This is a genomic window from Pseudomonas sp. FW305-20, assembly GCF_058788075.1.
In genome coordinates, this window is the sequence record NZ_JBYTAJ010000013.1 from 70220 (window position 1) to 91838 (window position 21619).

Annotated in this window: 22 protein-coding genes; 16 read left to right on the forward strand and 6 right to left on the reverse strand. The window is 60.9% G+C overall.

The features are described 5' to 3' along the window. Nucleotides 1-7 precede the first annotated feature (7 nt). Nucleotides 8-1282 (forward strand): beta-ketoacyl-ACP synthase II, encoded by a 1275-nt coding sequence (gene fabF / locus AC3WP4_RS13615; protein WP_074874821.1) that lies wholly within the window; start codon nt 8-10, stop codon nt 1280-1282. Here fabF and AC3WP4_RS13620 read toward each other — a convergent pair. Then, nucleotides 1279-1836, reverse strand: coding sequence for a TetR/AcrR family transcriptional regulator (locus AC3WP4_RS13620; RefSeq protein WP_076030288.1), 558 nt, complete (start codon nt 1834-1836; stop codon nt 1279-1281). The genes fabF and AC3WP4_RS13620 overlap by 4 nt on opposite strands. A gap of 176 nt (nt 1837-2012) precedes the next feature. On the opposite strand from AC3WP4_RS13620, the gene AC3WP4_RS13625 reads away from it, so the two are divergent. Both AC3WP4_RS13625 and AC3WP4_RS13630 read left to right on the forward strand, forming a co-directional pair. Further along, nucleotides 2013-2666: a GntR family transcriptional regulator gene (locus AC3WP4_RS13625; RefSeq protein ID WP_102614621.1), complete on the forward strand. Its 654-nt coding sequence runs from the start codon at nt 2013-2015 to the stop codon at nt 2664-2666. A gap of 15 nt (nt 2667-2681) precedes the next feature. Then, a complete protein-coding gene (locus AC3WP4_RS13630; protein WP_074874827.1) occupies nt 2682-3530 on the forward strand; it encodes an urea carboxylase-associated family protein in 849 nt (282 codons plus the stop codon). A gap of 186 nt (nt 3531-3716) precedes the next feature. On the opposite strand, the gene AC3WP4_RS13635 is transcribed toward AC3WP4_RS13630, so the two are convergent. Beyond that, entirely contained in the window at nt 3717-3884 is a 168-nt protein-coding gene (locus tag AC3WP4_RS13635) for a DUF2897 family protein (protein WP_008006000.1), read from the reverse strand. A gap of 124 nt (nt 3885-4008) precedes the next feature. Beyond that, complete coding sequence (gene eat / locus AC3WP4_RS13640) at nt 4009-5373, reverse strand: ethanolamine permease (protein ID WP_033055766.1); 1365 nt, start codon at nt 5371-5373, stop codon at nt 4009-4011. A 405-nt stretch (nt 5374-5778) separates the two neighbouring features. Between eat and kdpF the strand changes: the two genes are divergently transcribed. The 6 genes from kdpF (at nt 5779) to AC3WP4_RS13670 (ending at nt 13935) form a co-directional block, all read left to right on the forward strand. Next, nucleotides 5779-5868 (forward strand): K(+)-transporting ATPase subunit F, encoded by a 90-nt coding sequence (kdpF, locus tag AC3WP4_RS13645; RefSeq protein WP_007899818.1) that lies wholly within the window; start codon nt 5779-5781, stop codon nt 5866-5868. 8 nt (nt 5869-5876) lie between these two features. Next, nucleotides 5877-7571 carry a potassium-transporting ATPase subunit KdpA gene (gene kdpA, locus AC3WP4_RS13650; protein ID WP_074874829.1) on the forward strand — a complete coding sequence of 565 codons (1695 nt, stop codon included), beginning with the start codon at nt 5877-5879 and terminating at the stop codon, nt 7569-7571. Nucleotides 7572-7583: 12 nt separating this feature from the next. Next, entirely contained in the window at nt 7584-9641 is a 2058-nt protein-coding gene (kdpB, locus tag AC3WP4_RS13655) for a potassium-transporting ATPase subunit KdpB (protein WP_102614620.1), read from the forward strand. Between the two features lie 200 nt (nt 9642-9841). Next, the gene (kdpC, locus tag AC3WP4_RS13660; RefSeq protein ID WP_102614619.1) at nt 9842-10387 is read left to right on the forward strand and encodes a potassium-transporting ATPase subunit KdpC; all 546 of its coding nucleotides are present in this window, start codon (nt 9842-9844) and stop codon (nt 10385-10387) included. A 135-nt stretch (nt 10388-10522) separates the two neighbouring features. Next, on the forward strand, nt 10523-13168 hold the full coding sequence (locus AC3WP4_RS13665; protein WP_102614618.1) for a DUF4118 domain-containing protein: 2646 nt from the start codon (nt 10523-10525) through the stop codon (nt 13166-13168). 68 nt (nt 13169-13236) lie between these two features. Continuing rightward, entirely contained in the window at nt 13237-13935 is a 699-nt protein-coding gene (locus AC3WP4_RS13670; protein ID WP_074874837.1) for a response regulator, read from the forward strand. A 141-nt stretch (nt 13936-14076) separates the two neighbouring features. Here the strand turns inward: AC3WP4_RS13670 and AC3WP4_RS13675 are convergent, their stop codons facing one another. Next, on the reverse strand, nt 14077-15117 hold the full coding sequence (locus AC3WP4_RS13675; protein WP_074874839.1) for a patatin-like phospholipase family protein: 1041 nt from the start codon (nt 15115-15117) through the stop codon (nt 14077-14079). Nucleotides 15118-15339: 222 nt separating this feature from the next. Between AC3WP4_RS13675 and AC3WP4_RS13680 the strand changes: the two genes are divergently transcribed. The 3 genes from AC3WP4_RS13680 to AC3WP4_RS13690 all read left to right on the forward strand — a co-directional run bounded on the left by AC3WP4_RS13680 (nt 15340) and on the right by AC3WP4_RS13690 (nt 17434). Further along, entirely contained in the window at nt 15340-15618 is a 279-nt protein-coding gene (locus tag AC3WP4_RS13680; protein WP_052964059.1) for a hypothetical protein, read from the forward strand. Between the two features lie 88 nt (nt 15619-15706). Beyond that, the gene (locus AC3WP4_RS13685; RefSeq protein WP_074874841.1) at nt 15707-16465 is read left to right on the forward strand and encodes a CHAD domain-containing protein; all 759 of its coding nucleotides are present in this window, start codon (nt 15707-15709) and stop codon (nt 16463-16465) included. A gap of 171 nt (nt 16466-16636) precedes the next feature. After that, nucleotides 16637-17434 (forward strand): acyl-CoA thioesterase, encoded by a 798-nt coding sequence (locus AC3WP4_RS13690; protein ID WP_074874843.1) that lies wholly within the window; start codon nt 16637-16639, stop codon nt 17432-17434. Here AC3WP4_RS13690 and AC3WP4_RS13695 read toward each other — a convergent pair whose 3' ends face one another. Both AC3WP4_RS13695 and AC3WP4_RS13700 read right to left on the reverse strand, forming a co-directional pair. After that, nucleotides 17435-17800, reverse strand: a complete 366-nt coding sequence (locus AC3WP4_RS13695; protein ID WP_074874845.1) for an Mpo1-like protein — start codon at nt 17798-17800, stop codon at nt 17435-17437. 229 nt (nt 17801-18029) lie between these two features. Further along, nucleotides 18030-19511 (reverse strand): methyl-accepting chemotaxis protein, encoded by a 1482-nt coding sequence (locus tag AC3WP4_RS13700; RefSeq protein ID WP_102614617.1) that lies wholly within the window; start codon nt 19509-19511, stop codon nt 18030-18032. Between the two features lie 178 nt (nt 19512-19689). Between AC3WP4_RS13700 and AC3WP4_RS13705 the strand changes: the two genes are divergently transcribed. The 4 genes from AC3WP4_RS13705 (at nt 19690) to AC3WP4_RS13720 (ending at nt 21436) form a co-directional block, all read left to right on the forward strand. After that, nucleotides 19690-20220, forward strand: a complete 531-nt coding sequence (locus tag AC3WP4_RS13705; RefSeq protein ID WP_074874852.1) for a hypothetical protein — start codon at nt 19690-19692, stop codon at nt 20218-20220. A 64-nt stretch (nt 20221-20284) separates the two neighbouring features. Next, nucleotides 20285-20476, forward strand: coding sequence for a PLDc N-terminal domain-containing protein (locus AC3WP4_RS13710; RefSeq protein ID WP_008148797.1), 192 nt, complete (start codon nt 20285-20287; stop codon nt 20474-20476). Nucleotides 20477-20647: 171 nt separating this feature from the next. After that, nucleotides 20648-20881 (forward strand): hypothetical protein, encoded by a 234-nt coding sequence (locus tag AC3WP4_RS13715; protein ID WP_008148802.1) that lies wholly within the window; start codon nt 20648-20650, stop codon nt 20879-20881. 213 nt (nt 20882-21094) lie between these two features. Continuing rightward, nucleotides 21095-21436, forward strand: a complete 342-nt coding sequence (locus AC3WP4_RS13720; protein ID WP_008148805.1) for a ribonuclease E inhibitor RraB — start codon at nt 21095-21097, stop codon at nt 21434-21436. Nucleotides 21437-21619: the final 183 nt, after the last annotated feature.

Here is a 21619-nt window from a genome sequence, read left to right on the forward strand (position 1 = left end):
TTGCGGTATGAGTGATCGTCGAGTAGTTGTTACGGGCATGGGTTTGGTGTCGCCATTGGGTTCTGGCGTCGAGGCCGTCTGGGCGCGTCTGTTGGCCGGGCGTTCCGGGTTGCGCAATTTGCCGGACGAGGTGGTGGCCGATTTGCCGGCCAAGGTCGGAGGTGCAGTGCCGACGCTCGCTGACGATCCCGAGGCGGGTTTTGATCCGGATCGGGCGACGGCGCCTAAAGAGCAGAAGAAGATGGACCGCTTCATTATGTTCGCCATGGAAGCGGCGCGTCAGGCGCTGGAGCAGGCCGGCTGGCAAGCGGCGGACGCCAATGCCCAGGAGCGTACGGCAACCATTATCGGTTCCGGCGTGGGTGGTTTCGGTGCGATAGCCGATGCGGTGCGCACCACCGACAGCCGTGGGCCGCGACGCTTGTCGCCGTTCACCATTCCTTCATTTCTGGTCAACCTCGCTGCGGGTCATGTGTCGATCCAGCACGGTTTCAAGGGCCCATTGGGTGCGCCGGTGACAGCTTGTGCGGCCGGGGTCCAGGCGATCGGTGATGCGGCGCGGTTGATTCGTTGTGGCGAGGCAGACATCGCGGTATGTGGCGGCGCGGAAGCGGCGATCGATCGCGTCAGCCTCGCCGGGTTTGCCGCCGCTCGCGCCTTGTCCAGCGGTTACAACGACACCCCGGAACGCGCCTCGCGGCCGTTCGACAGTGGCCGCGATGGCTTCGTCATGGGGGAGGGCGCAGGCCTTCTGGTGATTGAATCCCTGGAACATGCTTTGGCCCGTGGTGCTCAACCGCTGGCGGAATTGGTTGGTTATGGCACCAGTGCCGACGCCTATCACCTGACGGCGGGTCCCGAGGATGGCAGCGGTGCGCAACGAGCGATGTCGCTGGCATTGGCCCAGGCAGGCATTTCGCCGGGGCAGGTTCAGCATCTCAATGCTCACGCAACCTCGACCCCGGTCGGGGACTTGGGAGAGTTGGCGGCCATCAAGGCGTTGTTCGGCGCGGATAACAAAATCGCCGTGACATCGACCAAGTCGGCCACCGGGCATTTGCTCGGCGCAGCGGGCGGTATCGAGGCGATTTTCACGCTGTTGGCCATTCGCGACCAGGTCGTGCCGGCCACCCTCAACTTCGATAACCCGGACCCCGCCGCCCAAGGCGTGGATATTGTCCATGGTCAGGCGCGGCCGATGGCTATCGAATACGCGCTGTCCAACGGTTTTGGGTTTGGCGGGGTGAATGCCAGCGTGCTGTTCAAGCGTTGGGAGGGTTAGTCTCGGGGTTGTTTGAGATAGGCGCGAGTCACGTCGAGAATCCGCTGAGCCAGCTCGGGGTTCTCGACACTGCGTGACAGCAGTAAAGCCCCGACCAGTGTCGACATGATGACGATGCTTTGGTCGGCGGCGTCCTCGTCTTCAAGGGTGCCTTGTACTTGTTCGAGCCGTGCGTTGAGCACCACGTCAGTGGTCGGGCTTTGCTGCCCGCGCAGGCCGAGTTCCGATGACATGGTCGGCAACGGGCAACCTTCATCGGGTGAAGTCTGGTGCCATTCGGACAAATAGGCGTCGATGAACGCTTCCAGCGGACGATCCTGGGCGAAGAGCTCGGCGCAAATCCCATCGACCTGCTCGCCCGCGGCTTGCAAAGCCTTTTCTACCAGTTCGTCCTTGGATTTGAAGTGCGAGTAGAAACCACCGTGAGTCAGGCCCAGTGCTTTCATCAGCGGTTGCAGACCTGTCGCGCCAATGCCATCGCGGCGAAAGCGCGCTGACGCTTCCTTGATGATGCGTTGGTGGGTCTGGGCTTTATGGTCCTGCGAATAGCGCATCGGGTATCTCCGCAACAATGCGCCATATTAACCAATGAAAATGGGATGGTGATTGTACTTCTACTTCTAAAAAGCATGCAGATGCGTCGATCTTGGTAGAACGGCGTTTAAACACATGGCACGAATAGTGATTACTCATTAACTGACGATTGTTGAACAATCACGAGGCAATGAGCATGAACAGCGGACTGTCCCTGGCCGACCACATCACCCTTGAATTGCGCGCCGACATCATTGGCGGTCGTTTACTGCCGGGCATGGCGTTGGTGGAAAACGATCTGGTGTCTGCCTACAACGCCTCCCGCAATACCATTCGCGAAGCGCTGCATCGCCTGGGGCAGGAAGGGCTGACCCGTTATGTGCGCAACAAGGGCGTGATGGTGCGCAGGCTGGGCGTCGAGGACGTGCGGGATCTGTTCAAGGTCAGGCGCACGTTGGAGTTGCAGGCGATCAGCGCGAGTCAGCCGCTGCGTGACTATCAATCCGACCGGATGCTCGAAGCCCTGGAAGCCACCGAGCTTGCCCGGGAGCGCGAAGACTGGCGCGCCGTCGGCACCCACAGCCTGGCCTTTCATCAACACATCGTTGGATTGCTGCGCAGTCCTTTGTTCGACGAGTTCTTCACCAATGTCGTGGCGCAGTTGCGTCTGGTGTTCTGCACCGCTCCCGATGAATCACGTTTTCAAGCGCCCTGGCTGGCGCGCGACCGACAGATTCATGAGTTGTTGGTCGAGGGCGATAAACCCGCGGCCGAGGACGCCATGAGCCGGTATCTCGACGATTCCGAACACCTCTTGTTGCAGATGCTTACCCGTTCTTCCCATCACTGATCGAGGATTCGTGCCATGTACAAAGACTATCCGGCGGCCTATCAAGTCAGCAAAGGTTCGGCCTTGCAGGTGGACAAAGCCTTCTACGAGCGGATCCGCGACAAGAAGGACGGGCGCATGCTGATCGAAGAATTTGAGGTGCCGATCCGCACCGGTCGTGCCTGGAAGGTGCCGGCCGGGCATGTGTTCCGGGTGACCACCCCCGTCGGCCCGCAAGTCGGGGATTTCAACGTCTGGAATGCCAACGATCCGCGGGAGCGTTTGTGGGCGGCGCGGACCCGGCAGTTACAGGGGGCTCACGTCAGCACCCATGACCGGCTCTGGTCGAACCTGCCTTTTCTGCGGCCGCTGGTGACCATTACCGATGACAGCCTGGCCGGTTACGGCATCGACGAACATGGTGGTCGCTTGCACGATTTGCTCGGCACCCGCTGCGATCCTTATGTGAACAAAATGCTCACCGGCGAAGACTTCCATCATCACTGCCACTCGAACCTGACCCGCGCGGTGTTGCCTCATGGGCTGACCGAGTTCGACGTGCATGACGTGCTGAACATTTTCCAGTGCACGGGCCTGAACCACGACGACATGTACTTCATGAAAGCCTGTCCGGCGCAGAAGGGCGATTACCTGGAGTTTTTTGCTGAAATCGATCTGCTGTGTGCGCTCTCGACCTGCCCGGGCGGTGATCTGTCGCTGGCCATGTGGGGGCCGGATGCGCAAGACCCGCTAAGCGTGTGCCGCCCGCTCGGGGTGGAGATTTATCGGTTGGAGGATTCGTTGCTCAAGGGCTGGAGCCAGCCGGAGCGCGCGACATACAAAGGGCTGCATGGCCTGCACATCGCCAAGGCCGATTGGGAGTAACCGCAACGACACCCCCCTGTAGCAGCTGGCGAAGCCTGCGTTCGGCTGCGCAGCAGTCGTAAATTTAGTTGACGCGATCTTCCTGAGTCACCGCATTGACTGATTTTACGACTGCTGCGCAGCCGAACGCAGGCTTCGCCAGCTGCTACAGGTGGTTTTCGCCAGATCTGGCTGGCGAAGTTTGTTTTAGCGGTCCTGCGCATCCTTGGCGTCCGCTTCCGCGTTGCGTTCAGCGACGCGTTTGCGTTGCTCCTCGGTCAGTTCGACCTTATTGGCGGTGTCACGCAACATCATCAAACCACCAACGATCGAGCCAATAGCAACGATCAGAATCAACCAGGCATACCAGGGCATAGGGCTCTCCTTGAGGGCAGGCCGATTGGCGGGTTTCGCCAATCGATCGTGCATACCACTTTGAGCGATTAGTTTTCGCAGTGGTTCCATTCTATGCCTGTTCTGACAGCCGCACGTGGCCTGTTTAGAGCCCGGTCAGCATCGCGTCCGCCGGCGCATCGGCACGCAGTTGCGCCGTCAGCATGAAGTACACGAACCCTACCGCCATGAAGCCCAGGAAAATCAGCCCGATCAACGTGTTGAACCAGGCCATCGCCACCAGGCAGACCACCGCCAATACCAGCGCAATGAACGGTACCAACGGATAGCACGGCGCGCGAAAGGTGCGTTCCAGATTCGGTTCGGTTTTGCGCAGTTTGAACAGGCTGAGCATGCTCATGATGTACATCACGATCGCCCCGAATACCGCCATCGTGATCATCGCCGCCGTCAGCGTCATGCCACCCAGGTTGATCAAACCATCGCTATATATCGCGGCGATACCAATCACGCCGCCGGCGATGATTGCCCGGTGCGGAGTCTGAAAACGTGACAATTTGGCCAGGGACGCCGGCAGGTAACCGGCCCGGGCGAGGGCGAAGAACTGCCGCGAGTAGCCGAGGATGATTCCGTGGAAACTCGCCACCAGGCCGAATAGGCCGATCCATACCAGCATGTGCAACCAGCCCGAACTTTCGCCAACCACGGTTTTCATCGCTTGCGGCAGCGGGTCGTTGATGTTCGACAAGGTGCGCCAGTCACCGACGCCGCCGGCAAAGAACATCACGCCCATCGCCAGTAGTACCAACGTCAGAATGCCGCTGATGTAGGCCTTCGGAATGGTGCGTTTCGGATCCTTGGCTTCTTCGGCGGCCATGGCCGCGCCTTCGATGGCCAGGAAAAACCAGATCGCGAAGGGAATCGCCGCGAACATCCCGGCAATCGCCGGCGCGCCGAACACATCGGAACCGGCCCAGCCATTGAGTGCGAAATTGCTGAAGCTGAACGCCGGGGCGACCACGCCCATGAACACCAGCAGTTCGGCCACAGCGAGAACGCAGACCACCAGTTCGAAAGTTGCGGCCAGTTTCACCCCGAGGATGTTCAGGCCCATGAACACGATGTAGGCACCGACCGCTGCGTGTTTCGGATCGAGTGCGGGGAATTGCACGTTGAGGTAGGCACCGATTGCCAAGGCAATGGCCGGTGGGGCGAAGACAAATTCAATCAGTGTCGCCAGCCCCGCGATCAATCCGCCTTTCTCGCCAAAGGCCCGGCGGCTGTAGGCAAAGGGACCCCCCGCGTGAGGAATTGCGGTGGTCAGCTCGGTGAAACTGAAGATGAAGCAGGTGTACATCGTGGCGACCATAAAGGACGTCACCAGAAAACCGAGTGTGCCGGCCACGCCCCAGCCGTAACTCCAGCCGAAGTATTCACCGGAAATCACCAGCCCGACCGCAATGCCCCACAGATGCAGCGTGCCCAGCGTGGGTTTGAGTTGTGTGTTCATGCGTTGCTCCCTGAACGGTTTGGAAAGCTCGGGGAAGGGCGTTTGCAGTGGGCGTGCCAGTGTTGTCAGAGCGGTCGTAAAGTGCAGAAAGGCGTCGTATCGGGGATGTTCGCTATTGGATGCAGGCATTTTGGTGCGCCAGTTGGGGGCAGCGGCGTTTGTTATGCCGCCATCGCGAGCAGGCTCGCTCCCACATTGGAATGCCGTCGTCCATACAACGCCGAACTCCTGTGGGAGCGAGCCTGCTCGCGATGAGGCCGGCCGGAACACCGCTGTAACAAAGCTATAAACCCACTCTTTACGCATTCTTTATTCCCCGCCACACCCCTCGCTCTCGTTCCTTTACAGCCTCCCTGCCGACAATGGATCCACACGCGGCAATACGCCGTAACACGGAGAATTTCCATGAGCGTTCTGGACGGAGTGTCGCTGCTATTGGCAGTGGGGCTGTTCATTTATCTGTTGGTTGCGCTGTTGCGCGCGGACCGGAACTAGGAGCGGCTATGCACAGTTATGACTATTGGCTGATCCTCGCCTTCTTCGCCCTGGTGCTGATTCCGGCACCGTTTCTGGGGCGCTTCTACTACAAGGTCATGGAAGGTCAGCGCACCTGGCTTTCGCCGATTCTCGGACCGGTGGAGCGTGGATGTTACCGAGTGGCCGGCGTTGATCCGCAGGCCGAACAGAGCTGGCAGAAATACACCCTGGCCTTGCTCGCCTTCAACCTTGCGGGCTTTTTGCTGTTGTTCACGATCCTGTTGTTTCAGGATCATTTGCCACTGAATCCGCAAAACCTGCCGGGCCAGGAGTGGACGCAAGCGTTCAACACCGCCGTCAGCTTCATGACCAACACCAACTGGCAGTCCTACAGCGGCGAAGCGACCCTCAGCTACCTGAGTCAGATGGTCGGCCTCACCGTGCAGAACTTCGTCAGCGCCGCCACCGGCCTCGCCGTGCTGGTCGCCCTGTGTCGCGGGATCGGTCGCAAGTCGAGCAAGACCCTCGGCAACTTCTGGGTCGACATGACCCGCGCCACCCTCTACGGCTTGTTGCCGCTGTGCTTGCTGCTGGCGCTGTTTCTGGTCTGGCAGGGCGTGCCGCAAACCTTCGCTCAGTATGTGAATGCCGTGACGATGCAAGGTATCGATCAGGTGATCCCGCTCGGCCCGGCCGCCAGCCAGATTGCGATCAAGCAACTGGGCACCAACGGCGGTGGCTTCTTCGGCGTCAACTCGGCGCACCCGTTCGAGAACCCGACGGCGTGGAGCAACCTGTTTGAAGTCGGCTCGATCATTCTGATTCCGGTGGCGCTGGTGTTCACCTTCGGCCACTACGTGAAAGACCTGCGTCAGAGCCGCGCGATCATCGCCTGCATGCTGGCGCTGTTCCTGATCGGCGGCGCGACGTCGCTGTGGGCTGAGTACCAGCCGAACCCGACCCTGAACAATGTCGCCGTCGAACAGACCGCGCCACTGGAAGGCAAGGAAGCGCGTTTCGGCACCACCGCCACGGTGCTGTGGTCGGTGACTACCACGGCGGCGTCCAACGGTTCGGTCAACGGCATGCACGACAGCCTCAACCCGCTGAGCGGCATGGTCGCGATGGTCAACATGATGGTCGGCGAAGTGATCTTCGGCGGCGTCGGTGCCGGGCTCTACGGCATGTTGCTGAACGTGTTGATCGCGGTGTTCCTCGCCGGCCTGATGATCGGCCGCACGCCGGAATACCTCGGCAAGAAACTGCAGGCGAAGGAAGTGCAGTTGCTGGTCGTGACCTTGCTGGTGATGCCGGTCGGCGTGCTGGTGCTCGGCGCGATTGCCGCGAGTTTGCCCGGCCCGGTCGCGGCGGTGAGCAACCCTGGCCCGCACGGTTTCAGTCAGTTGCTTTATGCCTACACCTCGGCCAGTGCCAACAACGGTTCGGCGTTTGCCGGGTTAGGCGCGAACACCGCGTTCCACAACCTGATGCTGGGCCTGGGCATGTTGATCGGTCGCTTCGGTTACATCCTCCCGGTACTGGCATTGGCCGGCAGCCTGGCGATGAAGAAAAGCGCACCGATCGGCCAGAACAGCTTCCCGACCCATGGCCCGCTGTTCGTGACTCTGCTGACCGTGACCATTTTGCTGGTGGGTGGTTTGACCTTCTTGCCGTCATTGGCGCTGGGTCCTATCGCTGAACATTTGAGCCTGGGCTTCTAAGGGGAATCAATGATGAATATGCCCGCAACTAAAGCCGCCACCGTCAAGGCGCCGGAACAACCGAAAACCGCGATCTCGGCCCTCTGGCGTCCGGCGCTGGTGCAAGCCTTCGTCAAGCTCGACCCTCGGCAATTGCAACGCGCGCCGGTGATGCTGGTGGTCGAACTGACCGCGATCCTGACCACCGTGCTGTGCTTCATTCCCGACAGCGCCGTGCCGACTTTTGTCGCTGCCCAAATCGCGTTGTGGCTGTGGTTCACCGTGCTGTTCGCCAACTTTGCCGAAGCACTGGCCGAAGGTCGCGGCAAGGCCCGCGCCGACAGCCTCAAGGCCGGCAGCGAAGGTCTGAGTGCGCGACGCAAAACCAGCAACGGCGCCTTTCAAGTCGTGCCGGCGACCAGCCTGCGCAAGGGCGATGTGGTCCGCGTTGAAGCGGGGGAAATGATCCCCGGTGACGGCGAGGTGATCGAAGGTATCGCCGCGGTCAACGAAGCGGCGATTACCGGTGAATCGGCGCCGGTGATTCGCGAGTCCGGCGGCGACCGTTCGGCCGTTACCGGCAACACTCGACTGGTGTCCGACTGGCTGTTGGTGCGCATCACCGCCAACCCGGGCGAGTCGACACTGGACCGTATGATCGCCCTGGTCGAAGGCGCCAAACGCCAGAAAACCCCGAACGAAGTGGCGCTCGACATCCTGCTGATCGGCCTGACCCTGATCTTCCTGCTGGTGGTCGTCACCCTGCAACCGTTCGCCCACTTCGCCAACGGCAGCCTGCCGCTGGTGTTCCTGGTGGCGTTATTGGTCACGCTGATTCCGACCACCATTGGCGGCCTGTTGTCGGCCATCGGTATCGCCGGGATGGACCGTCTGGTGCGCCTGAATGTGATCGCCAAATCCGGTCGTGCGGTTGAAGCGGCGGGGGACGTACACGTCCTGCTGCTGGACAAAACCGGCACCATTACCTTCGGTAACCGTCGTTGCACCGCGGTGTACGCCGCGCCGGGTGTCACTGCCAAGGAACTGGCCGAGGGCGCGTTGTTTGCCTCCTTGGCCGATGACACGGCTGAAGGAAAATCCATCGTCGAGTACCTGCGCGGTCTTCACCCGCAACCCGAGCCGTCTCCCGAGGTGCTGACCGCCGTGCCGTTCAGCGCTGAAACCCGCTTGTCTGGCGTTGACTATCAGGGCCGGGTCTATCGCAAAGGCGCGGTGGATTCGCTGCTGGCCTTCGTCGACTTGAAACGCGCCAATCTGGCCGCACCGCTGTCCCGGGAAATCGACAAGATCGCCCAGAGCGGCGGCACCCCGTTGCTGGTTTGCGCCGACGGTAAATTGCTCGGTGTTATCCACCTGAAAGACGTGGTCAAACCCGGCATCCGCGAGCGTTTCGCCGAACTGCGCAAACTGGGCATCCGCACCGTCATGGTGACCGGCGACAACCCGCTGACCGCTGCAGCGATTGCGGCCGAAGCGGGCGTCGATGATGTGCTGGCTGAAGCCACGCCGGAGAAAAAACTGGCGCGCATTCGCCACGAGCAGAACGACGGGCGCCTGGTCGCCATGTGCGGCGACGGCGCCAACGACGCCCCGGCCCTGGCCCAGGCGGACGTGGGCATGGCGATGAACGACGGCACGCAAGCCGCGCGCGAGGCGGCGAACATGGTCGACCTCGACAGCGATCCGACCAAGCTGCTGGACGTGGTGCAGATCGGCAAGGAATTGCTGGTGACCCGCGGTGCGCTGACGACGTTTTCCATCGCCAACGACGTGGCCAAATACTTCGCGATCTTGCCGGCGCTGTTCGCCTCGATCTACCCGCAACTGGGCGTGCTGAACGTCATGCACCTGAACAGTCCGCAAAGCGCGATTCTCTCGGCGATTGTGTTCAACGCCTTGATCATCGTGGTGCTGATTCCATTGGCATTGCGCGGCGTGCGCGTGCAGGCGGCGAGTGCGGCGGCGTTGCTGCGACGCAATCTGTTGATCTATGGATTGGGCGGGATTGTGGTGCCGTTTGTGGGGATCAAGGCGATCGACATGCTGTTGACGGCGTTGCATCTGGTTTAGCGGTTGGTGCTTGAGGCTGGGGCTTTTGTGGCGAGGGAGCTTGCTCCCGCTGGGCTGCGAAGCGGCCCCCCCTCAGGCCAAAGTGTTTATTCAGGCACACTGCATTCACCGGGTTTACGACTGCTGCGCAGCCGAGCGGGAGCGAGCTCCCTCGCCACAGGTGATGTGTGTGCCTTCCTAGTCGAATCGAGGATTTTGAAATGTCCACAATGATCCGCCCGGCCCTGAGCCTGCTTGTCCTGATGACCCTGATCACCGGCGTCGCCTATCCACTGGTGGTCACCGGTGTCGCCCAGGTTGCATTCCCCGGCCAAGCCAACGGCAGCCTGGTACACGACGCCGATGGCAAGGTCCGCGGCTCGTCGCTGATCGCGCAGGATTTCGTTGGCGATACCTGGTTCCATCCACGGCCATCGGCCGGTGCATTTGCCACCGTGTCGAGCAGTGCCAGTAACCTTTCTCCGAGCAACCCGGCGTTGGCCACTCGGGTGATCGACGATGCCAACAAACTGCAGGTGCCGGGCCAGGGGCCGGTGCCATTGGCGATGGTCACCACCTCCGGCAGCGGTCTCGATCCACACTTGCCACCGGCCGCGATTGCCTATCAACTGGCGCGTGTTGCAGCGGCGCGCCATCTGCCGGTATCTACGCTTCAACAGTTGATGGATGCGCACATCGAGCAGCCCTTGGTGGGGCCGCCGGTGGTGAATGTGCTGGCGCTGAACATCGCGCTGGAAAATTTGTAGTAGACGATCGTTCCCACGCTCTGCGTGGGAATGCTTCAACGGACGCTCCGCGTTCGGCTCTGAAAGGGACGCGGAGCGTCCCGGGCTGCATTCCCACGCGGAGCGTGGGAACGATCAATGAGAGAGAACTTCAGCATGAGTGACTCCGGCCGCGCCGACGCGCTGTTAGCAGACCTGCCCCGCGACGGCCGTGGCCGGCTCAAGGTTTTTCTCGGCGCCGCGCCCGGTGTCGGCAAGACCTACGCCATGTTGCAAGCGGCCCACACCCAACTGCGTCAGGGCGTGAAAGTCATTGCCGGCGTGGTCGAAACCCACGGTCGCGCCGAGACCGAAGCGCTGCTCGGCGGCTTGCCGCAGCAGCCGTTGGTGCGCTCGGAATACCGTGGCGTGATGCTCGAAGAAATGGACCTCGACGGCTTGCTCGCCGCCAAACCGAAACTGGTGCTGGTGGACGAACTGGCGCACAGCAACGCCCCCGGCAGTCGCCACACCAAACGTTGGCAAGACATCCAGGAACTGCTCGCGGCAGGCATCGACGTGTACACCACGGTCAACGTCCAGCACCTGGAAAGTCTTAACGACAAAGTGCGCGGCATCACCGGTGTGCAGGTTCGCGAAACCCTGCCGGACTGGGTGCTGCAAGAAGCCTACGAACTGCTGCTGATTGACCTGCCACCGCGCGAACTGCTCGAGCGTTTGCGCGACGGCAAGGTCTACGTGCCGGAGCAGGCGAGGGCGGCCATCGACGCGTTCTTCACCCAGACCAACCTCACGGCCCTGCGCGAACTGGCGATGCAAACCGCCGCCGCTCAGGTTGATGATGATTTGACTCAGGGCTATCGCCAGCTCGGCCAAGCGGCGCCAGCGGTGCGCGGTCGCCTGTTGGTCGGCGTCGATGGCGATGCACAGGCCGAGCGTCTGGTGCGTCACGCCAGTCGCGTCGCCCAGCGTCGGCACTTGCCGTGGAGCCTGGTGCATGTGGACAACGGCAGCGTGCGAGACGAGCAGTCACGCCTGCGCCTGCAAAGTGCCCAGCAATTGGCCGAACGCCTCGGCGGCGAAGTGGTGCTGCTGCGCGCCGGCGAGGTGGCGAAAACCCTGATCCAGCATGCCGCCGAACGCCGCGCGAGCCTGGTGTTGGTCGGTCAGTCCCGGCAGCGTTTGCGTCGCCGGTTGTTCGGCGGCGGCCTGGCGTCACGGCTGCTGCGCGATGCGCGCGGACTGGAAATCAACGTCCTCGACAGCGATCACGAACAGCATCAGCCGCGTCAGCGTTCGGCGCAGTCACTGGTATGGTTCGACTACGCGCTGGCGCTGGTGGCGACGGTGCTCGCCACCGCATTGGCCTGGGCGGTGGCGAGTGTCTTGCCGCTGCCCAATATCTCGCTGGTGTTCCTCGCCGCGGTGTTGCTGGTGGCGGTGCGCAGCAGTCTGGGCCCGGCGCTGGCCTGTGCGGCGCTGTCGTTTCTGACCTATGACTTTCTGTTCATCCCGCCGAATTTTTCCTTCAGCATTCAGCGCGAAGAAGACGTGCTGACCTTGCTGTTCTTCCTGCTGATGGCGGCGCTCACCGGTAACCTCGCGGCCCGCCAACGGCGGCAATTGCAGGCGCTGCGCGACACCCAGGAAGAGACCAGCGAACTGCTCGACCTGTCGCGCAAACTCACCGCTGCCACCGACCGCCAGGCGGTGGTCAGCGCAGCGGCCCAGCACCTCGATGGCTGGAGTGATCTGCAACTATGCTTGCTCAATCGAGACGGCCAGGGCGGCTGGAAAGTCGAAACCGGTGGCCCGCTGGAGTTTTCCGAAGCCGAGCGTGCTGCCGCCGATTGGGCCTGGCAACACGATCAACCGGCCGGCGCGGGCACCGGCACGTTGCCGTTCGGGCGTTGGTGGTGGTGGCCGTTGTCGGTGGAAGACGGGCCGCTGGCATTGCTCGGTGTGTGCGCCAAAGAGGGCCAGACCTTGAGCGGCCAGCGTCGGCGTTTGTTGACCGCGCTGAGCCAGCCACTGGCCCAGGCGCTGGCCCGCGCGCAATTGGCCGAAGACCTGGAAGCCGCCCGGCTGCACGGCGAAACCGAGCAACTGCGCAGTGCCTTGCTGGCCTCGGTGTCCCACGATTTGCGCACGCCGCTGACCTCCATGCGCGGCAGCATCGACAGCCTGTTGGCCCTCGGTGAGGCGATCCCGCTGGAGGATCGCCGCGAACTGCTTGAAGGCACTCGCGATGAAGCCGAGCGCCTCGATCGCTACATTCAGAACCTGCTGGACATGACCCGCCTCGGCCACGGCGCCCTGAAACTGGCGCGGGACTGGGTGTCGCCGGCCGACATCGTCGGCAGTTCGCTCAATCGTCTGCGTGCCGTGCTGGCGCCGTTGCAGGTGACCACCGAAGTGCCGCCGCAGTTGCCGCTGCTGTACGTCCACGCTGCGCTGATCGAACAGGCACTGGTCAACGTGCTGGAAAACGCCGCGCGGTTTTCACCGCCTCACGGTCGCCTGCAATTGCGCGCCGGGGCCGACGACAGTGAGCTGTTTTTTTCGGTGAGCGATGAAGGGCCGGGGATTCCTCCGGAGGATCGGGAGAAGATTTTCGACATGTTCTACACCGCCGCGCGCGGTGATCGTGGCGGGCAGGGGACCGGGCTGGGGCTGGCGATCTGTCAGGGCATGGTCGGTGCCCATGGCGGGCGGATCAGCGTCGCCGATGGCATCGAAGGACGAGGCACCTGCATCACTTTGCACCTGCCGTTGCAGGCTCAGCCGACCTTTGAAAATTAAGAACCGAAAGTGAAGCCTGATCGCCCTTGCGTTACTCTCTTGCCACTTCTTTGTGTTGATGTGAATTCATGAGCCAGACCGCGACCATTTTGGTCATCGACGACGAACCGCAGATCCGTAAATTCCTGCGCATCAGCCTTGTTTCCCAAGGCTACAAAGTGCTGGAGGCCGGCACCGGCACCGAAGGCCTGGCCCAGGCGGCGCTGAATAAACCGGACTTGCTGGTGCTTGACCTCGGTTTGCCGGACATGGACGGCCAACAGGTGCTGCGCGAGTTTCGCGAGTGGTCGACGGTGCCGGTACTGGTGCTCTCGGTGCGCGCCAGTGAAGGGCAGAAAGTCGAAGCGCTCGACAACGGCGCCAACGACTACGTGACCAAGCCGTTTGGCATTCAGGAGTTTCTTGCGCGGGTGCGTGCCTTGCTGCGTCAGGCTCCGGCGGGAGAAGCGCAGCAAGCGGCGCTGGCGTTCGGCCCATTGACCGTGGATCTGGCGTATCGCCGGGTGTTGCTCGACGGCACCGAAGTCGCGCTGACCCGCAAGGAATACGCGGTGCTGGCGCAACTGGCGCGGCATCCTGGGCGGGTCATCACCCAGCAGCAATTGCTCAAGGATATCTGGGGGCCGACCCATACCGAGGACAGTCACTACCTGCGGATTGTGGTCGGGCACCTGCGCCAGAAGCTGGCGGATGACCCGACTCAGCCGCGATTCATCGTCACCGAGGCTGGGGTCGGGTATCGGTTGTTGAGTGAAGACAGTCTTTAGATTTTGTGTTGAATGATCCGGCCCCATCGCGAGCAGGCTCGCTCCCACAGTGATCCGGGTGTTCACAGATCATGTGACCGTCACAAAATTCTGTGGGAGCGAGCCTGCTCGCGATGGGGCCCTGAAATTCATTCGAGATTCTCAGGAATCCCGCTCATTTTCATACCGGTCCAATGTATCCCGTGCAATCTCCCGTCCCAGCGCGATCAATTCCGGCGCCTTGTAAAACTCGAAAAACCGGCACACTCGCTTTGGCACGTTGATCAGAATATCCGGCGGATAACCGGCGATCTTGTACTGCGCCAATGACGTCTGCATCACCTCGAAACTCTGGTTGATCAGGTCCAGCAAAGACGCTGGTCCGACGTTGTCGATGATGAACGACCCGGTTGCGGATTTTGGCGCGCCGTCGCGTTCGGGGGCGGCGGCGGGTTGCTGGGCTTCGGGTTCGGCGGACTCGATCCACGGGTTGATATCGGCTGCTTCAGCCATCAACGCTTCCTTTTCCAGCAGCAGCAATTGTTCCGCCTGTTTGCGGCGGAAAGGCAATTTTGAACCGAGCGAGTTGATCAGGCTGTCGAAACGGGTCTTGAATGCCGCCGGACGCTGGATCACCGGCAGTTGATAGTGGCGCTGGTTGGTGGAGTTGAGGTTGACCGCGATGATCAGGTCGCAATGACTCGACACCACCGGCACGATCGGTAAAGGGTTGAGGATGCCGCCATCCACCAGCATGCGGTTGCCCTGCATCACCGGGGTGAACAGGCTGGGAATCGCCGCCGAGGCGCGCATGGCCTGGTGCAGGCAGCCCTCCTGAAACCAGATTTCCTGCTGGTTGGTCAGGTCGGTGGCCACCGCCGTGTAGGGGATGCGCAAGTCTTCGATATTGATCTCGCCGACGATCTTGCGGATCTGCCCGAAAACCTTCTCCCCGCGAATCGCACCCAGACGAAAACTGACGTCCACCAGGCGCAAGACGTCGAGGTAATCCAGGCTTTCGATCCAGTTGCGGTAATCGTCGAGTTTGCCGGCGGCATAGATCCCGCCGACCACTGCGCCCATGGAACATCCAGCGATACAGGCAATGTCGTAGCCACGCCGTTCGATTTCTTCAATGACCCCGATATGGGCGTAGCCCCGGGCTCCACCTGAGCCCAGCACCAGCGCGACACGCTTTTTCATGAATCGCCCTCGTCTGACAAGGTTCAACAATGCACCTATCGAGGCCCGCGCTTCAATCGCTAAGGTCGTTCGGCGAGGCGAGGGCGTCGTTTTTTCGACACTCTTTGGCGGCAGATGGGTATTCTCGCGAGCGCTAGAGTTTCCGAGGCGGGGCCAAGGCACTTTTCACCTGCCAGACCGTCTTAACTGCACGATTGTTTACCTATCTTTGAGGTGTGAAAAATGAAAGTCTGGATCTGTGTGCCGTTGATTGCCCTGGCACTCGCCGGTTGTGCCGGTAAAACCGCTTACCGTGACAGCTGCGGTAGCCAGCTCGACGCCGCCTGGCATGAACTGGACCTGGCCAAAGTCGAGGGCTTTGCCGGGACCGTCAGCTACTCCAAGGCGCTGTCGTTGTTGACCGGTGCCAAGACCCAGCAGCAATTCGAAGCTTATGAGGGCTGTACCAAGAAGGCCGAGAAAGCACGTTTTTACATTCGTGAGTCGCGCGCGGGACGCTGAAAACCGCTCTAAGCTCTAAGCTGCTTGCGATAAGTCAGTCGCCCCGGATTTCGGCTGGCGGCTGGCAGCTGTTTACGGAGTAACTCCCATGATTAACCGGTTGGTGGCTCATGTCCTGGGCCTGGAAGTCCGTTTGCTGGCCTGTCAGGCACGCTTGAGTGCGCGCACCGACCCTGAAGCGCTGCACGATCTGCGCACCACGGTTCGCCGTTTGCGCAGTCTGCTGCGACCATTGCGTGGTTTGCCCGGGGTCGAACAGCTGGAAGCGGCGGCGTCCCGGGTCGGCGACCTGACCACGCCATTGCGTGATCGCGAAGTGCTGGCGGCCTACCTGCTCGAGCATGATCAACCCGAGGCTGCCCATCGGCGTATGGCGCAAATGGCCGAGGCTTATCCAGCGGTCGCGACGAGTCCTGAAGTGGCGCAGGTGCTGATGATCCTCGACGCCTTTCCGCGTTTTTTGCGGGCCGCCCAACGTCAGGGCCTGGTTAAGGGCTTGCGTCGGCGCATCGAAAAACGCTTGGCCAAGCAGTGGAAAAAACTCGACGAAGCCCTGCACGATCCGGCACATGATCGCCACCGTTTGCGCCTTCTGATCAAGCGCGTGCGCTATGGCATCGACGCCTATCCCGAACTGGATCGATTGCCGAAAGCGGCGATGGCGCGCTTGAAATCCGCACAAGGTGCCTTGGGCGATTGGCACGATTGCTTGCAATGGCTGGCCATGGCCGAACAGGAAACCGATTTGCAGCCCTGCGTCGCAGGCTGGAAAACTGCGATGGCCAAGGCCGAAGACCGCGCCGATCGTGTCCTCGACAAACTCAGCGCTGCCTGTTTCAAATCCTGATACCACCACAAACCGCTTATGTAGCAGCTGCCGAACGCAGCCTTCGGCAGCTGCTACAGAGATGGCGGTGTTATCCGGCCTATCTGTCAGTCTCTTTGGCCGGAATAAGCGCTGTGCCATCCTCGCCGGCTGGTTAAGATCCCTTCATCCTTTTCCCATACCGAGGTTTTCATGCGCTTTTCCGATCTGCTCGACGCTGTCCGCAGCCAGCCGCTGGAGCTGTCTATTCCGGCCAAATGGGCTCAGGGGCGCGCCAGTTTCGGTGGCCTGGTGGCCGCCTTGCAGTACGAAGCCATGCGCGCGAAGGTCCCGGCGGATCGTCCGGTGCGCTCGCTGTCGATCACCTTTGTCGGCCCGGTCGAGCCTGAGGTGCCGGTCAGCTTTGAAGTCGATGTGTTGCGCGAAGGGAAGGCTGTCAGCCAGGTGCTGGGTCGGGCGATGCAGAACGGCCAAGTGGTGACGTTGGTCCAGGGCAGCTTCGGCGCCTCGCGACTGTCGGAAGTGGCGGTGATCGCCGAACCGGCACCCGAGATGAAGCACTGGGACGATTGTCAGGAACTGCCGTTCATCAAAGGGGTGCTCCCGGAGTTCATGCAGCATCTGGCGATGCGCTGGAGTGTCGGCGGTCTGCCGTTCACGGGCAACAAATCCCGCGAGATGGGCGGCTGGGTGCGCTTGCGCGGGGACGTGAAGGAAGAAGCGGTCAGCGAAGCGCATATTTTAGCGCTGGTTGACGCCTGGCCACCGGCCCTGATGCCGCACCTGAGTAAACCGGCGATGGGCAGCACGCAGACCTGGACCATCGAATTCGTTCAGCCGTTGCTTGAACTGAGCACGCTGGACTGGTGCAAATACCTGGTTGAAACCGAACATGCCGCTGACGGCTACGGTCATGCGGCCGCGAAATTGTGGAACGCGGACGGTCAGTTGATTGCCATGAGCCGGCAGACGGTGACGATTTTCGCCTGATCAGTGACGACGGTGGCGCTCACGCCAGGCGCGCCACCAACCGCCGCTCAGGAAGAACCGCGGGAAGGTCAGAAATTGCTCGACCAGCAAGCGCGACACGGCATCCTTGCGATCACTGAACGGCTCGGAGGCTTGCGCCTCCAGGCGGTGGCCGTGGCGTTGCAGGCCGAGGGCAGCGAGTAGTCCGATAATGCCAATCGCGACATTGGTAAAACTCAGACTGAACACGCCCGAGACAATCAGCAGAAACGCCACGATGAACAGCGGCACGGCAATCAGGTGCAGCACCAGATTGGTCGGGTGCTGGTGATTGTTCGGGTACGCGCGCCATTGCCAGGCGGGAAGGTTGGGATGACGTTTGCCCATGATGCTAATCCTTGGTTCGTTGAGGCTCTTGAACAAAGAATAGGCCGGGGCAAACCAGTCGGCGAATCAAGGCTGGCTATTGACGTGATAGGTGTCATGTTCGCAATTGATGTTGAACGGGCTGACGCCTTCGCGAGCAAGCCCGCTCCCACAGTGGATCTCTTTTGTACCCAAATTTAATGGCCACTGAAGATCACCTGTGGGAGCGAGCCTGCTCGCGATGGGGCCCTTACAGTTTCAGCTGCCCGATAGCCTTGCTCAGTTCCCCGGCCAACGCCGCCAGCTCATTGCTGGTCGTCGCCGAATCCACGGTCTGCTGCACGGTGTTCTCGGTCACATCCCGAATGCTCACCACTGCGCGATTCATTTCTTCGGCCACATGGCTCTGCTGCTCGGCCGCCACCGCGATCTGCGTATTACTTTCACGCATCTGCGCGACAGCGCTGGTGATCTCCGCCAACGCTGCTCCGGCCTCCTGAGCCTGTTGCACGCAATCGTCGGCCTTGAACGAGCTTTCCTGCATGAAATCCACCGCGTCCCGAGTCCCGGCCTGCAACGCCGAAACCATGATCGTGATCTCGTCAGTGGAGGTCTGGACACGTTTGGCCAGGTTGCGCACTTCATCGGCGACCACCGCAAACCCGCGCCCCATTTCGCCGGCACGGGCCGCTTCAATCGCGGCGTTCAGCGCCAGCAGATTGGTCTGTTCGGCAATGCTGTGAATCACACTGACCACGCCGTTGATCTTCTGACTGTCCTCAGCCAGACGCTGGATCATCTCGGCAGTCTGTTGCACTCCGCTGGACAGGCCGGCAATCGACTTCTGCACCCGACTGACCACTTCCTGCCCGCTACCGGCCAGGGTGTCAGCGGTTTGCGAGAGGTCGCGGGTGGCGCCGGCGTGCTGGGCAATGTGATAGACCGTGGCGGTCATTTCGTTGATCGCCGTGGCGGCCTGATCGGTTTCGCTTTGCTGGCCGAGCATGCCGTGACGCACCTCGTTCATGCTCGACGCCAGCCGCGCCGCGCCGACATCCAGTTGTCGGGCGGTGCTGGCGACGGTGTTGACCACCCGCTGGTATCCGGCCTGCATGGCGTTGAAGGCATTGGCCATCTGCCCGACTTCGTCAGTGCAGGCCAGCGGCACGCGGGCGGACAGGTCGCCGGTTTTCTCGACGTGGAGCATCACGTCCTTCAGCGTATTGAGTTGGCTGAGCAGGAAGCGGATCAACAATTGCGAAGCGCCGAGCATCGCCAGCATCAGGACCGCCACCGCCACGGCGTAGTTGGGAAAACGCTCGCCAAATACCTGGGCCAGGCTCGGGCCTTGGGCAATCACCGCAACCTGGTTACCCTCCGTGCGCGTAAATACTTCAGCGCCCATCAACGGGTTGTCGCCGAACAGCGGCATGGCATTGATGGCGACCCAGCCGTTGGTATCGGCCAGTTCCAGGACCGGTTGCCCGTTCAGCAACGGTGCCTGCCCGCGACTGAACAACAGCACGTTATCGGCCTTGGGGAGCGGCTGCCCGGCGGGCCAGGCGTTGAGCAGTCGCGCCTGGGCTTGTGCCGATGCCTGAGAAGCATGGCTGCGGGCCTGTTGTTCGAGCTGTACGGCGTACAACACCAGCAGCAAGGTCGTGACGAAGGCGACGGCGTTGACCGCCCAGAATTTGTATTTCAGCGAGATATTGCTAAGCCAGGCACCCATGGAGGTCTTCTCTGATAGCGGAAACAGTTTTGGCAAGGTGCCAGTATTGTGCCGCTACTGAGGGGGCTGGATCTTGATGTGGGTCAACAACCCCGGCCCTGCTCGCGCACAGGAATTGCGGGGCGTAATGCGCTATCCTTCGCGCCTTCAAAATTCCCTCGCTACAGGATTCCGCCCCATGAAAGCCGCACTCGTCGAACTCATCAGCAAAATAAGCTCCGGCTGCATGAGCGATGACGAAATCCTCAAAGTCGCTGACGAAGCGGCCCAGGCCTACGCCGATCCCGAGGCTTTTCTGACGGCCAATCCGGATATCAACTACGACGAAACCTTCCCGATTCCGCTGGGCGAGTGGGTCGTCGTCGGCAGTCTTCCAGAGACCGTGCTGTTCCAGGCCGACACCTATGTGGACCTGTTCGCCCAGATCGTTTCCTCGTTCGGCCCCGGGGTCGATTTCAATATCAAGCCCAAGCAACTGGCCAAGACCGAAGCGCTGACCGCGCTCAATCGCATTCAGGTGCAGATGGGCAGCATGAACAAGGAAAACGGCGGTTACACGCTGATGAACTTCAGTCAGTTGCTCGACGACGATCTGCAAGTGGTGCTGGTCTACGGCAATGATGTGCCCCGCGTGCTCGAGTTGTGCGCCCAAGTCGGCATCGCTGCCGCACCCTCGCTCGAAGCCCTGAAAATCGCCGTTCACGTTTAAAATACGGAACCCTCGCAAGGCCCGGCTATCCTAAGAGTGCAAACCACTCTTAGGGAGCGACACCATGGGTTCCACGTTCAACGGTCTGATTGGCCTGATAATTCTTGCCCTGGATATCTGGGCAATCATCAACGTGCTCAAAAGTGGTGCCGACACAGGGATGAAAATCATCTGGGTGCTGCTGATCCTGTTGCTGCCAGTGCTGGGCCTGATCATCTGGGCCATCGCCGGGCCACGAGGCAACGTCCGGATCTGACGGCGTCTTCAGGCGCCAAGCCAGAAAGGGCTCTCTCAGGTTGTGTGAAAACACACCGCGGAGGGCCCTTTTTTCATGCTTCACTTATAGAAGGTCCGGTTGAACGATTGGCCGGGGAAGGATGTCGAGATACATGTAAGCCCATCCATGGGTTTTATCGAGGAGGCACTGATGCAAAAGTGGAAAGTCACTTTCGTTGATGATCACGGTGAACAAGTTGACGAGGTGTTCGAGAGCGATGAATGCCCGAACAACGAACAAGCCGCGAAGCTCATTCGCGCCCGCTGTCTGCCTGTGGCTGCCGAACTGGACCTCAACGATCTGGAAGGGCGCGCCGATGATCCGACTGTCAAAAGTCTGAAAACCCAGAACAGCATTGAAATCCTCAGCATCACGCCAATCTGAACATCTCCTGTCACATTTCTAACCAGGCCTTGGCAGTGGCTCTATCTTGAGGCTACTCTGCAACCGAGATCAGCGAACGGATCGCTAAGGTCTGGTCTTGTCAGCTACATGCTTGCTTCCCACCGGCAACGTTGTTGCCGCATCGCTCGCCCCATTCGGTTGCGAGTGCCGGGATTACGGAAAGTCTATCCATCAGTCTGAGGGGGACGTTTCATGAGCACAGCCTATCAAGAAGACATCAGCACCAGCGTGTTGCGCCGCATGAAAGAAGGCGGCTTCGACTTTTCAAGATTCCATCCCATCGAGTTCTACGCCATTTTTCCGGACGAGGAGCGGGCGCGCAGGGCGGCAGGGCATTACTGTGGTGAATCCTTGAATGCACAAATCAGCGTGCGCGATGACGGCGCGTGGTACCTGGAACTGAGCAAAGTGATGTACGCCACTTATGACGGCATCGGCGATTTCGAGCAGGATTTCGAGGCGGTGGTCGAGCCTTTGGGCGGCATCATCGAAGGATGGGGCGTCAAGCAGGAGGTACGAGGGCGACTCGCATAACTTATGAACAGTGACAACACTCAGCAACGGCTGACCTTCGGGTTGGCCGTTTTCGTTTTCGCGGTTTGAAAGACAAAGATCGTGTTTTTGATTCATAACGTTTCAACTACGCAAAAAAAAGCCGCCTAAACAGGCGGCCAAAGGGAAGTTCGTCAAGTTTTCCAGCGAATGCGCGGATTATCC